At 72.0% G+C, this 12,782-nt stretch carries 12 protein-coding genes; 5 read left to right on the top strand and 7 right to left on the bottom strand.

Annotated elements, in window-relative coordinates:
• Positions 1-81: 81 nt before the first annotated feature.
• From OHA55_RS03775 to OHA55_RS03755, 5 genes are all read right to left on the bottom strand, one after another.
• A complete protein-coding gene (locus OHA55_RS03775) occupies positions 82-1,728 on the bottom strand; it encodes an alkaline phosphatase (RefSeq protein ID WP_266702760.1) in 1,647 nt (548 codons plus the stop codon).
• A gap of 110 nt (positions 1,729-1,838) precedes the next feature.
• Positions 1,839-2,894 carry a polyphosphate kinase 2 gene (gene ppk2, locus OHA55_RS03770; protein WP_266702758.1) on the bottom strand — a complete coding sequence of 352 codons (1,056 nt, stop codon included), beginning with the start codon at positions 2,892-2,894 and terminating at the stop codon, positions 1,839-1,841.
• Positions 2,860-3,843: a DMT family transporter gene (locus OHA55_RS03765; protein ID WP_266702756.1), complete on the bottom strand. Its 984-nt coding sequence runs from the start codon at positions 3,841-3,843 to the stop codon at positions 2,860-2,862. The genes ppk2 and OHA55_RS03765 overlap by 35 nt, the downstream gene beginning before the upstream one ends.
• 54 nt (positions 3,844-3,897) lie before the next feature.
• Positions 3,898-4,665, bottom strand: a complete 768-nt coding sequence (locus tag OHA55_RS03760) for a TetR/AcrR family transcriptional regulator (RefSeq protein WP_266702754.1) — start codon at positions 4,663-4,665, stop codon at positions 3,898-3,900.
• A 47-nt stretch (positions 4,666-4,712) separates the two neighbouring features.
• Positions 4,713-5,036: a hypothetical protein gene (locus tag OHA55_RS03755; RefSeq protein WP_266702752.1), complete on the bottom strand. Its 324-nt coding sequence runs from the start codon at positions 5,034-5,036 to the stop codon at positions 4,713-4,715.
• 344 nt (positions 5,037-5,380) lie between these two features.
• Between OHA55_RS03755 and OHA55_RS03750 the strand changes: the two genes are divergently transcribed.
• The 3 genes from OHA55_RS03750 (at position 5,381) to OHA55_RS03740 (ending at position 7,750) form a co-directional block, all read left to right on the top strand.
• Positions 5,381-6,532, top strand: a complete 1,152-nt coding sequence (locus OHA55_RS03750; protein ID WP_266702750.1) for an acyl-CoA dehydrogenase family protein — start codon at positions 5,381-5,383, stop codon at positions 6,530-6,532.
• 99 nt (positions 6,533-6,631) lie between these two features.
• Positions 6,632-6,922, top strand: coding sequence for a YiaA/YiaB family inner membrane protein (locus OHA55_RS03745; RefSeq protein ID WP_266702748.1), 291 nt, complete (start codon positions 6,632-6,634; stop codon positions 6,920-6,922).
• A gap of 204 nt (positions 6,923-7,126) precedes the next feature.
• Positions 7,127-7,750, top strand: coding sequence for a TetR/AcrR family transcriptional regulator (locus OHA55_RS03740; protein WP_266710399.1), 624 nt, complete (start codon positions 7,127-7,129; stop codon positions 7,748-7,750).
• 115 nt (positions 7,751-7,865) lie between these two features.
• On the opposite strand, the gene OHA55_RS03735 is transcribed toward OHA55_RS03740, so the two are convergent.
• Positions 7,866-8,327 carry a MaoC family dehydratase gene (locus OHA55_RS03735; RefSeq protein ID WP_266702746.1) on the bottom strand — a complete coding sequence of 154 codons (462 nt, stop codon included), beginning with the start codon at positions 8,325-8,327 and terminating at the stop codon, positions 7,866-7,868.
• A 117-nt stretch (positions 8,328-8,444) separates the two neighbouring features.
• Between OHA55_RS03735 and soxR the strand changes: the two genes are divergently transcribed.
• The gene (gene soxR, locus OHA55_RS03730) at positions 8,445-8,924 is read left to right on the top strand and encodes a redox-sensitive transcriptional activator SoxR (RefSeq protein ID WP_266702744.1); all 480 of its coding nucleotides are present in this window, start codon (positions 8,445-8,447) and stop codon (positions 8,922-8,924) included.
• Between the two features lie 108 nt (positions 8,925-9,032).
• On the opposite strand, the gene OHA55_RS03725 is transcribed toward soxR, so the two are convergent.
• Entirely contained in the window at positions 9,033-9,644 is a 612-nt protein-coding gene (locus OHA55_RS03725; protein WP_266702742.1) for a hypothetical protein, read from the bottom strand.
• A gap of 250 nt (positions 9,645-9,894) precedes the next feature.
• Between OHA55_RS03725 and OHA55_RS03720 the strand changes: the two genes are divergently transcribed.
• Positions 9,895-12,726 carry a penicillin acylase family protein gene (locus OHA55_RS03720; RefSeq protein ID WP_266702741.1) on the top strand — a complete coding sequence of 944 codons (2,832 nt, stop codon included), beginning with the start codon at positions 9,895-9,897 and terminating at the stop codon, positions 12,724-12,726.
• Positions 12,727-12,782: the final 56 nt, after the last annotated feature.

The raw sequence follows: 12,782 nt of genomic DNA, 5'->3' as shown, positions 1-12,782 counted from the left end.
GGTGGAGGGGCGCCACCGCCCGCCCGTACCTCCCGGCACGGGCGGGCGACGGCGTGGGTCGCGGGTGGTTCGGCCTGCGGGTCAGCGCACCGGGGCGTCGACCCGCTCGACCTTCTGGGTGCCGTCGAGCGTGCGGTACGAGCGGACCCAGGCGGCCGTGGCGTCCTGGCGGGTCTTGTCGGAGACCGCGTAGTAGTCCATCTGCGAGCGGGCGGCGGTCACGTCGAGGACCCCGTAGCCGTGCCCGTCCATGTCGACCCACTTCACGTGGCGGTTGGCGGCCTTCACGGCCAGGGCGGCGACCTCGGAGACCGTGTGTGCGGGGACACCCAGGATGTCGTCGAGGTTGTCCGAGGTCACCGAGGTCACCACGAACTCGGTGGCGGCGGACGCCGACAGCGGATAGGTCGCGGCCTTTACCGGCACGTCGTTGGCCCACGCCATGTGGATGTCACCGGTCAGGAAGACCGTGTTGGTCACCGACCTGTCCCGCAGGTGGTCGATCAGCTCCTTGCGGTCGTCGGTGTAGCCGTCCCACTGGTCGACGTTGACGGCGATGCCGCCGCCGGGCAGGCCCAGCAACTCCGCGAGCGGCGCGAGCACGTCGGCGGGGACGGAGCCGAAGGCGACCGGGGAGATCATCACGGACGTGCCGACCAGCTTCCAGGCGGCCGACGATCCGGCGAGACCGGCCTTCAGCCAGTCCAGCTGGGCCCGGCCGGTGATGGTGCGCTCCGGGTCGTCGACCGAGCCGCTGCCGACGGACGCCTGTGCGGAGCGGAAGCTGCGCAGGTCGAGCAGGTGCAGCTCGGCGAGGTTGCCGAAGGAGAGCCTGCGGTAGACGGTGCCCTCGGTGGAGGCGCGGACCGGCATCCACTCGAAGTACGCCCGCTTGGCCGCCGCGACCCGGTCGGCCCACACGCCCTCGGTCGCCGGGGTGTGGTTCTCGGCGCCGCCGGACCAGGCGTCGTTGGCGAACTCGTGGTCGTCCCAGATCGCTATCACCGGGTGGGCGGCGTGCAGGGCCTGGAGGTCGGCGTCCGTCTTGTACGTGGCGTGCCGGGTGCGGTAGTCGGCCAGGGTGAGGATTTCGTGCAGCGGCGAGTGCGGGCGCACCACGGTGTCCCCGTGCGCGTAACCGCCGGACGCGTACTCGTAGATGTAGTCGCCGAGGTGCAGCACGGCGTCCAGGTCGGCACGGGCCGCGAGGTGCCGGTAGGGGGAGAAGAATCCGGCCTCCCAGTTGGCGCAGGAGACCACGCCGAAGCGGACGCCGGGCGTCGCCGCCCCGGCGGCGGGCGCGGTGCGGGTACGGCCCACGGGGGAGAGGACCCGCCCGTCCGCCGCCGTGAAGCGGAAGAAGTAGGCGGTGGCCGGACGCAGCCCCCGGACGTCCGCCTTGACGGTGTGGTCGGACGCGGCCCGGGCGACCGACGTACCGGAGGCGACCGTGCGGGAGAACGCCTTGTCCTCGGCGATCTCCCAGCCGACCGGGGTGTCCGCGCCGAGGCCGGAGCCGGGTACGGCGTCCGGGGAGGGCGTGACGCGGGTCCACAGGAGGACGCCGTCGGGGAGCGGATCGCCGGAGGCGACGCCGTGCAGGAAGACCGGCCCGTCGGCGGCCCGCGCTGCGGTCGCGCCGAGCAGGACGGGGGCGGCGACGGCCGTGGCGGCCGCTGCCTTGACGACCGTACGACGGCTGGGTGCGGGAGCGTGTTGTGTGGTCACGGGCGCACACCCTACTGACCGGTACGGTCAACTGGCTTACGAACGGCAGAAGTTCGCCGAGCCGTCGGAAGCCGGACACTCGTGCGCTCACGGAGGGGTACGTACCGCCCTCAGCCCTTCGGCGGCCTCGGGGCGAGCAGCCGGGCGTCCATCTCGCCCTCCTCGAAGAGCCGCGACGCCGGGCCGACGACCAGCGGGTCCGGGGTGCCGACCACGGACGCGTCCTTGCCCGGATAGTCGAAGCGGTCCAGCACGTGCCGCATCGCCTCCAGGCGCGCCCGCTTCTTGTCGTTGCTCTTCACCACCGTCCAGGGCGCGTCGGCCGTGTCCGTGTGGAAGAGCATCAACTCCTTGGCCTCGGTGTACGCGTCCCACTTGTCGAGCGACGCCAGGTCGACCGGGCTCAGCTTCCAGCGGCGCACCGGGTCGATCTGCCGGATCATGAACCGGTTGCGCTGCTCGTTGCGCGAGACGGAGAACCAGAACTTGACGATGTGGATGCCGTCGCGCACCAGCATCCGCTCGAACCCGGGGGCCTGGTGCATGAACTCCAGGTAGTCACGGGTGGTGCAGAAGCCCATCACCCGCTCCACCCCGGCCCGGTTGTACCAGGACCGGTCGAAGAGGACGATCTCGCCCGCCGTCGGAAGATGGACCGCGTACCGCTGGAAGTACCACTGGGAACGCTCGCGTTCGGTCGGCTTCTCCAGGGCCACCACCCGGGCACCGCGCGGGTTGAGGTGCTCGGTGAACCGCTTGATGGTGCCGCCCTTGCCCGCCGCGTCCCGCCCCTCGAAGATGATCACCAGGCGCTCGTCGTGCTCCTTCACCCAGTGCTGGAGCTTGATCAGCTCGATCTGGAGGGCGCGCTTCTGCTTGTCGTACGCCTTGCGGCCGAGTTTCTGCGGATACGGGTAGTCCTCCCGCCAGGCGTCCCGGGCGCGGCCCTCGGGGGTGACCAGCTCGGGGTCGTCGTCGCCCCGGTCCCGGACCCCGAAACCCTCCAGGTGCGGTCCGCCGAACCGGGCGGCGTGATCCGCCTCCGACTCGGGCGGAGCGCTCCGCGCCGGGGAGCCCTCGGCCGGGAAGTCCGCCCCGGCGGTACGTCGCCGGGGCGCCCGGGCCCGCCCGTCAGACCCGCCCGGTTTCCTGTTGCTCGATGCCATCGGGGGTTACCTCCACCGGCTCGGCCACGACCTTCCGCGTGCGCCCAGTCTGCGGACGGGTCCGGGAGACCGCCACCCCTGCCAGGCAGAGCAGCCCGCCGAGGACGGAGAGCGCGGCCGGCACCTCGTCGAGCACCAGCCACGACAGCAGCACCACGAGAGCGGGCACCGCGTAGGTGGTGGAGCCCATCCGGCCGGCCGTGGTGCGCGCCAGCGCGTACGCCCAGGTGGTGAAGGCGAGCGCGGTCGGGAAGACGCCCAGATAGATCATGTTGAGGGTGGCGGAGAGCGGGGCGTCGGCGGCCTCGTGGACCAGCACCCCGGTGAACGGAAGGCAGCCCGCCGCGCCGATCAGGCAGCCGAAGGCGGTGACCTGGAGCGGCGAACCGTGCCGCAGCGCGGGCTTCTGCGCGACCACGCCGGCCGCGTACGTCATGGCGGCGACGAAGCAGAGCAGCACCCCGAGCACCGAGGAACCGCCGTGACCCGACATGGACAGACCGACGACGACGGCACCCGCGAAGGACACCCCCATGCCCACGAGCAGCCTGCGTGGCAGACCCTCGCCCAGCAGCCGGGCACCGAGCAGCGCGATCAGGATCGGCCCGATGTTCACCACCATCGCGGCGGTCCCCGCGTCGACCTCCTGCTCGCCCCAGTTGAGCACCACCATGTAGAGCCCGAACCAGAGGAGCCCGGAGACGACGATGCCGGGCCAGGCGCCGCGCGCCGGCAGTCCCTCGCGGCGCACGAGCAGCAGGGCGACGAGCACCACGGAACCCGCCAGCAGCCGGCCGAGGGCGAGTGCGCCGGGGGAGTAGGCATCGCCCGCGCTGCGGATGGAGACGAACGCGGTCGCCCACAGCACGACGGTGAAGCAGGCGGCGGCGACGGCCTTCCGGTCGGGGCCGGATCGGGGCGGGGAGGCAGGGGTGGGCGGTGTGCTCATGGACAGGACCGTACGGGGCAGGGGGTCGGGCGCCCACTGAATTGGCGGGAAGCGTCAATCGTCCGCACGGTGGTCCCGGCCCGGGAGGCTCTCGCGTTCCGACGTGTGGTCCCGGCCCGATCGGCTCTGCCGCGCCCCGGTCGTCCCGGAGTTCCCGCGCGGGCCCCGGGCAGGCGTACGGACGGGTTCCAGTTGCGCGTACTGGAGCGCCAGCCCGTCGAGCAGCGCCCGCAGCCCCGTCTCGAACGCCCCCTCGTCCACCTGCCGGCGCCGGTCGGCGAGCAGGTGGGCCTGGCCGAGGTGCGGGTAGTCGGAGGGGTCGTACGCCGTCTCGTCGTCCACGAAACCCCGCGCGAAGGAGCCCAGCGCGGAGCCCGTGACGAAGTACCGCATCAACGCCCCGATGTACGTGGCCTGGGCGCGCGGCCAGCCCGCGTCGACCATCGCGCCGAACACCGCGTCGGCCACCCGCAGCCCGGCCGGCCGCCGCCCGGGGCCCTGCGCCAGGACCGGCACGATGTGCGGATGGGCGGAGAGCGCGGCGCGGTAGGAGACGGCCCAGTCGTACAGGGAACGCTGCCAGTCGCGCGGATCGTCCGCGTCGAACATCGACAGATCGACCTGGGCGGACACCGCGTCCGCGACCGCTTCGAGGATCTCGTCCTTGTTCCGGAAATGGTTGTACAGCGACGGCCCGCTGACCCCCAGCTCGGCGGCGAGCCGCCGGGTGGAGACCGCACCGAGGCCCTCCGCGTCCACCAGCGCGCCCGCCGCCTCGACGATCCGTTCTCGGCTCAGCAGGGGGGTACGAGGTCGGGCCATGCGGCACATAGTAGGGCCTGGCCGCCGGGAAGCCGCAGGTGATCGGCCTACTCCGTGGTGGCCCAGCGGATCGCGGCGGCGACGGCCAACGGCAGCGCGGGGGCGGCCCACCACCAGCCCATCGCCCTGCGCACCGGCCGCAGCGCCACGATCCCGGCCGCCGCCCCGCCCGCCAGGAGCGTGAGGACGCAGGACAGGACGATGCCCGCCCGGGCCTGGTCGTCCCAGCCGCCCGAGGGGCGGATCGACAGGGCCGTGTACAGGAAGAAGCCCGCGATCAGATACAGGATCACCAGCGGGACGGACATCACCCCGAGCGGACAGCCCTCGTCCCCCGGGGCGTCCGGGCCTTCGCGGTGTTCGGCGGCCAATCCGGCTCCCCTCGTCGTGTCCACCCGCTCGTCGGCGGGATCGTTCGCGGCTTCCTGCCGCGCCCGTGGCCGGGAGGTGGGAAGCCGGCAGCGCGTGACCGGGAGCCGGGAAGCCGGCAGCGCGTGACCGGAGGCTGGGAATCTAGCAGCGCGCGGGACCGGGCCCGTGCCTCTCTCCGCGGTTGGCCGGAAAGAGCGGCGGTCACGTCACGGCCGGAGGGGCTTGCGCCTTCCGGCCGTGCGGCACATAGTGGGCTGCGACAGGAAACTAGCAGTGCTAATTAAAGTGCCGGTGGATCGGTGATCCGGCGGGAGCGGTGCCCGACGCGGAGGAGAGAAGCGCGATGAACCTGGAGCTCAGCGAGGAGCAGGAAGCGGTCCGCCGGCTGGCCAGGGACTTCGTGGCCCGGGAGGTCACCCCGCACGTCGCCGCCTGGGACCGTGCCGAGAGCGTCGACAAGTCGATCGTGAAGAAGCTGGGCGCTCTGGGATTCCTCGGCCTCACCGTGCCCGAGGAGTACGGCGGCTCGGGTGGCGACCACCTCGCGTACTGCCTGGTCACCGAGGAGCTGGGGCGCGGCGACTCCTCGGTGCGCGGCATCGTCTCGGTCTCCCTCGGGCTGGTCGCCAAGACCATCGCCGCCTGGGGCGGTGAGGAGCAGAAGCGCCGCTGGCTCCCCGGGCTCACCGCCGGAGAGCTGATCGGCTGCTTCGGGCTCACCGAGCCCGGCACCGGCTCGGACGCGGGGAACCTCGCCACGAAGGCCGTGCGCGACGGGGACGAGTACGTCATCGACGGCAGCAAGATGTTCATCACCAACGGCACCTGGGCCGACGTGGTGCTGCTCTTCGCCCGTACCAACGACACCCCGGGCCACAAGGGCGTCTCCGCCTTCCTCGTGCCCACCGACACCCCCGGCCTCACCCGGAACACCGTCCACGGCAAGCTCGGTCTGCGCGGCCAGGCCACCGCCGAACTGGTCCTCGACGGCGTCCGGGTCCCCGCGTCCGCGCTGATGGGCCCCGAGGGCAAGGGGTTCTCGATCGCGATGTCCGCGCTGGCCAAGGGCCGCATGTCGGTGGCCGCGGGCTGCGTCGGGATCGCGCAGGCGGCCCTGGACGCGGCGGTCGGCTACGCGGGCGAACGGCAGCAGTTCGGCAAGCCCATCGCCGGCTACCAACTGGTCCAGGAACTCATCAGTGACATCGCCGTGGACGTGGACGCCGCACGCCTCCTGACCTGGCGGGTCGCCGACCTGGTCGACCGGGGCGAACCCTTCGCCACCGCCGCCTCCCAGGCCAAGCTCTTCGCCTCGGAAGCGGCGGTACGCTGCGCCAACAACGCCCTCCAGGTGTTCGGCGGCTACGGCTACATCGACGAGTACCCGGTGGGCAAGCTGGTCCGCGACGCCCGCGTGATGACGCTCTACGAGGGCACCAGCCAGATCCAGAAGCTGATCATCGGCCGCGCGCTGACCGGCGTCTCCGCCTTCTGACCCGCGCGCCCCCGGCTGCCGCGCCGCCGCGCCCCCTGAGTACGGGAGTGAGTACCGGCACGGATGCGACGGCCCGACGGGCGGCGGAAGCTTCGGGGCATGAGCGACACGACATCGGTCAAGCAGCAGAGCACCGCCGCCTTCTACGGTCAGGCCGTCGCATCCTTCGGAGTGGCGATGAGCGCGGTGGCCCTCGGGATCTTCTTCCTCGACGCGGACGCCTGGGTGCGGGGATTCCTCGCCATCGGCGTCCTCTACCTCGTCACCTCGTGCTTCACCCTCGCCAAGGTCATCCGCGACCGCCAGGAGGAGGGCCGGATCGTCAGCCGCGTCGACCAGGCGCGGCTGGAGAAGATCCTCGCCGAGCACGACCCCTTCCAGAAGCTCTGAGCCCCGGCGCGGGCCCGCCCGCCCCGCTCCCACTCGCCGCCCCCGACGTCCCCGGTACCCGGGTGATCTCGGGGGCACAACCGTTTCACCGCTTCCCACCTCCCCCTTTCGGACGGGCGGCGCTATCCTGCGGGCGAGATCCTAAGCGCTTGCTCAGGGTCGGGGTATGGTGTTCGTCCGGTGGACGGAGAGGGGCGCGTGACGATGGGTACGGCGGAGGAGACCGACGGCCAGGAGACGCCGTGGGGCGAAGTGACCCCCGAAGCCGCCCGGCGGCTCCTCGTGGCGGCGGTCGAGGCCTTCGCCGAGCGCGGCTACCACGCGACGACCACCCGTGACATCGCGGGCCGGGCCGGCATGAGCCCGGCGGCCCTCTACATCCACTACAAGACGAAGGAAGAGCTGCTCCACCGGATCAGTCGGATCGGCCACGACCGCGCGCTCTCCCTGCTGGAAGCGGCGGCGGACGGCGAGGGCACGGCCCCGGACCGGCTCGCCCTGGCCGTACGGGCCTTCGTCCACTGGCACGCCGAGCGCTTCGCCACGGCCCGGGTGGTGCAGTACGAACTCGACGCGCTGAGCGACGAACACCGCGCCGAGATCATCGAACTGCGGCGGCGCACCGACGCGGTGATGCGGCGGATCATCAAGGACGGTGTGGACACCGGGGAGTTCGACGTCCCCGACGTGCCCGGCACCGCGCTCGCCGTGCTCTCCCTCTGCATCGACGTCTCGCGCTGGTTCAACGCGCAGGGCAGCCGCACCCCCGAGGAGGTCGGCGCGCTCTACGTGGACCTGGTGCTGCGCATGGTCGGCGCCCCGAAGTAGCGCCCCGGCCGCGCGTGTTCGAACGGTACGTAGCCCGCCGCACCCCGCGTCCTCGGGGTGCGGCGGGCTTGCCGCTTGGTCCGCCGGTCGTAAGTCCCTTACCGAGGGCGTCGGTTCAGAAGTAGTAGCGGGACACCGATTCGGCCACGCAGGCCGGCTTCTCGCCGCCCTCGCGTTCCACGGTGACGACCGCCGTGATCTGCACCCCGCCGCCCGCCTCCTCGACGGACTTCAGCACGGCGGTGGCGCGCAGCCGCGAGCCGACCGGGACCGTGGAGGGGAAGCGGACCTTGTTGGTGCCGTAGTTGATGCCCATCTTCGCGCCCTCGACCGACATGACCTGCGGGACGAGCGCGGGCAGCAGGGAGAGCGTCAGGTACCCGTGGGCGATCGTCGTGCCGAACGGGCCGGTCGCCGCGCGCTCGGGGTCGACGTGGATCCACTGGTGGTCGCCGGTCGCCTCGGCGAACTGGTCGATCCGCTTCTGGTCGATCTCCAGCCAGTCGCTGTGCCCCAGCTGCTCGCCCACACCGTCGCGCAGCTCCTGTGCGGAGGTGAAGATCTTCGGCTCTGCCATGGTCCTGGTCCTGCCTTCCGGCTCACTGCTCGATGTCTAAGCGCTTGCTCAGCATGGAGTGGCCGTCGGCTCCTGTCAACGAAGTGGCCGCGCTCCCGCTCCCGTAGATTTCGGGGCGTGCCCCAGATTCCCCAGTCGCTCCACGAACTCACCGTCGGCCAACTCGCCGCGCGCAGCGGCGCGGCCGTCTCCGCCCTGCACTTCTACGAGTCCAAGGGGCTGATCACCAGTCGCCGCACCAGCGGCAACCAGCGCCGTTACGACAGGGACACGCTGCGGCGGGTCGCCTTCGTGCGCGCGGCCCAGCGGGTCGGCATCCCGCTGGCCACCGTCCGTGAGGCGCTCGCCGAACTGCCGGAGGAGCGCACGCCCACCCGGGAGGACTGGGCCCGGCTGTCGGGGGCCTGGCGCACCGAGCTGGACGAACGCATCAAGCAGCTCGGCCGGCTGCGCGACCATCTGACGGACTGCATCGCCTGCGGCTGCCTCTCGCTGGAGACCTGTGTCCTCTCCAACCCGGACGACATCTCCGGCGAGCGAATGGCCGGTTCCCGGCTGATGCCGGAACGCCCGGCCGGCCGGGAACCGCGCGACTGACGCCCCCGGGGGCGGGAGACAACCGGCGCTCGGGGGCCGCTCGTCCGGCCCCCGGCCGCCCGTATCCGGCTCTTCGTGCTCCGGCCGCCGGCCCTCGTCCCTCTGCCCTCAGGCCGCCGAGGTCAGCTGCTGATGCCCTATCCGGTGCGCCCGCGCCAGCGTCCCCGGGGTCAGCGCCGACACCGGTACGAGGATGCCGCAGCCCGTGCACACCGGCCCTGACCGGGGCTCGCGGTGCGGGTCCTTGCGCCAGACGATCCGGGTCTCCGCGCAGACCGGGCAGGCTGTTCCCGGCTCGGCGCCGAGCGCGGTGATCAGCCGGAGCAGTACCTCGGGGAGCGGGGCGCTCGGATGCGTACCGGGGTCGGCGCAGCGGGCCACGCCGTTGCCTCCCCAGATCCGCCGGTGCCAGGCATCGAAGCCGCCCGGCCGGCGCAGCCCCTCGCGCTTCTCGCGGCGCCGCCGTTCGGCGAACCCCGCCTCGTACGCCAGCCAGAGGGCCCGGGCGGCCTCCAGTTCGGTCAGTGCGCCCGTCAGCCGGGCCGGGTCGGGCGCCCGGTCCTCCGGGCCGAACCCGTGCCGGGCACACAGATGGTCCCAGGTCGCCCGGTGCCCGTAGGGGGCGAAGCGCTCCAGGCATTTGCGCAGCGAGTACCGCCGCAGGGCCAGATCGGCCCGGGGATCGCGGACCTGTCTCGCGAGACTCCGGAAACCGGCCATACCACCGCCACCTCCGTCGTTCGGTGTCTTGTCGGGGAGTGGACGTACGCCTGCCCGTTCTGGCTCCCCCGAAAGATGATTTCCGGCCACGGATCGGGCGGGGGCGCACGGGGTGGCGCACGGCCGCCGACGGCCGCCGACCCGGGCCCGGGGGTCGTGTGACGATTCGGCAAAGGTGACTGATGCTCATCTTACGGACCCGACTTACCGTCGGTAATCTCCGGCGCATCGGCCTCCCTGAGGAGTACGCATGCCCCCACGTACACGTACCGGCAAGCTCGCCGCGACCTTCGCGGCCGTCCTCGCACTCGGAACCTCCATGCTGGCGGGATCAATCCCGGCAGGCGCCGCCCCGGCCGCGGTCACCGCGGTCACCGACCACTGCGCCGGGCAGTGCGCGGACATCCTGCCGCCCGGCGAGAACGGCAACGCCACCCTCGCCGACATCCTCGGCAACAAGCTCTTCGGCACCCACCCCTCCCACAGCGACGACCAGCTCGACCGCTACACCTCGCTGATCTCCGGCCAGAGCACCCTCACCGACGCCAAGCTGACCGACTTCTTCGACGACGCCTCCTTCGGCGTCCCCTCCGGTCAGGTCGAGTCCACCGTCCAGCCCCGCAGCGACGTCACGATCACCCGGGACAAGAAGACCGGCGTCCCGCACATCGTCGGCACCACCCGCTACGGCACCGAGTTCGGCGCCGGTTACGCGGCCGGCCAGGACCGGCTCTGGCTGATGGATCTCTTCCGCCACATCGGCCGCGGCGAACTCACCTCCTTCGCCGGCGGAGCGCTGGCCAACCAGGGCCTGGAACAGCAGTTCTGGCCGCAGGCCCCGTACACCGAGGCCGACCTCGAAGCGCAGGTCGAGCGGATCAGGACCACCGAGGGCACCCGCGGCGAGCTGGCCATGTCGGACGCGCAGGCCTACATCGACGGCATCAACGCCTACAAGGACAAGGCGAAGTCGAGCCGCAACTTCCCCGGTGAGTACGTCCTCACCGGCAAGATCGACTCGATCACCAACGTCGGCGAGATCGTGCCCTTCAAGCTCACCGACCTGATCGCCATCGCCACCGTCGTCGGCGGCCAGTTCGGCGGGGGAGGCGGCGGCGAGGTGCAGGCCGCGATCTCGCTGCTCGCCGCCCAGGAGAAGTACGGCGTCGCCGAAGGCACCCAGGTCTGGGAGTCGTTCCGCCAGCGCGAGGACCCCGAGGCCGTCCTCACCGTGCACGACGGGACCTCCTTCCCCTACGCCCAGAAGCCCGCCACCGCGCGCGGCACCGCACTCCCCGACAAGGGCTCCGTCACCGCGGAGCCGCTGATCTACGACCGCACCGGCTCCGCGGGCACCAACCTCAAGGCCCCGGTCGCGGCCCCGGCCGCCCTCAAGCCGCTCCAGGGCGTCTTCGACAACGGCGTCATCCCCGAGGGCACCCTGCCCGGCTCCGGCACCGACGCCCAGAAGCGCGGCATGTCCAACGCCCTGCTGGTCTCCGGCTCCCGCACCGCGAGCGGAAACCCGGTCGCCGTCTTCGGCCCCCAGACCGGCTACTTCGCCCCGCAGCTGATGATGCTCCAGGAGATCCAGGGCCCCGGCATCAGCGCCCGCGGTGTCTCCTTCGCCGGCGTCGGCATGTACGTCCAGATGGGCCGCGGCGACGACTACGCCTGGAGCGCCACCTCCGCCGCCCAGGACATCACCGACACCTACGCCGTCCAGCTCTGCGAACCGAGCGGCGCCACCCCGACGAAGAGCTCCTCCTCCTACCTCTACCGGGGCACCTGCACGCCCATGGAGAAGATGGAGCGCGTCAACTCCTGGAAGCCCAGCACCGCCGACTCGACCGCCGCGGGCTCCTACCGGATGCAGGTCTGGCGCACCAATTACGGCATCGTCACCCACCGCGCCACGGTGGGCGGCAAGCCCGTCGCGTACACCTCGCTGCGCACCACCTACCGTCACGAGGCCGACTCCATCATCGGCTTCCAGATGCTCAACGACCCCGCCTACGTGACCGACGCCGCCTCCTTCCAGCAGGCGGCGAGCAACATCGACTACGCCTTCAACTGGTTCTACGCCGATTCCCGCACCACCGCCTACTACAACAGCGGCATGAACCCGGAGCGCGCCGCCGGCGTGGATCCGGCGCTGCCCATCGCGGCGGACCGGGCTTACGAGTGGCAGGGCTTCGACCCGGCGGCGAACACCGCGACGTACACCTCCTTCGCCTCGCACCCGCACTCCAGCGGCCAGGACTACTACATCTCCTGGAACAACCGGCAGGCCAAGGGGTACGCCTCCGCCGGCTTCGGGTTCGGCGCCGTGCACCGGGCCGACCTGCTGGACGACCGGGTCTCCGCGCTGGTCGCCCAGGGCGGCGTCACCCGCGCCTCCCTCACCAAGGCCATGGAGTCGGCCGCCGTCACCGACCTGCGGGGCGAGCAGCTGCTGCCCGAACTGCTGAAGATCATCCGCTCCCAGCCCGTCACCGACACCGCCCTCGACGCGGTCGTCAAGCAGCTGGAGACCTGGCGGGCGGCGGGCTCGCAGCGCAAGGAGACCGCCGCGGGCTCGGGGACGTACGCCAACGCGGACGCCGTCCGGATCATGGACGCCTGGTGGCCCGCGCTGATGGACGCGGAGTTCCGGCCCGGCCTGGGGAGCACGCTCTACGACGCGCTGGCCGCCAGCCTCGCCGTGGACGAGTCCCCGGCCGCCAGCCACGGACCCAGCGGCGCGCACAGCGGCTCCGCGTTCCAGTACGGCTGGTGGGCCTTCGCCGACAAGGACCTGCGCCAGGTCCTCGGCGAGAACGTCCAGGGGCCGTTGGCCCGCACCTACTGCGGAGGCGGCGTACTCGCCACCTGCCGCGAGGCCCTGCTCACCACCCTGAAGACGGCCGCCGCCAAGCCCGCCACCACGGTCTACCCGGGTGACGACAGCTGCGCGGCGGGCAACCAGTGGTGCAGCGACGCGATTATCCACCGCGCGCTGGGAGGGATCACCCAGAAGTCGATCCCGTGGCAGAACCGGCCGACCTACCAGCAGGTCGTGGAGTTCCCCACGCACCGGTAGGGAGTCCGATCGCCCGGAAGCAGGCGGTCCTGGTGCGGAGGTGCGACCCACCTCCG

The sequence above is a fragment of the Streptomyces sp. NBC_00102 genome (assembly GCF_026343115.1).
Lineage (GTDB): Bacteria > Actinomycetota > Actinomycetes > Streptomycetales > Streptomycetaceae > Streptomyces.
The sequence above is the reverse complement of the archived record's forward strand: the minus strand, read 5'-3'. Positions and strand labels throughout refer to the sequence as shown.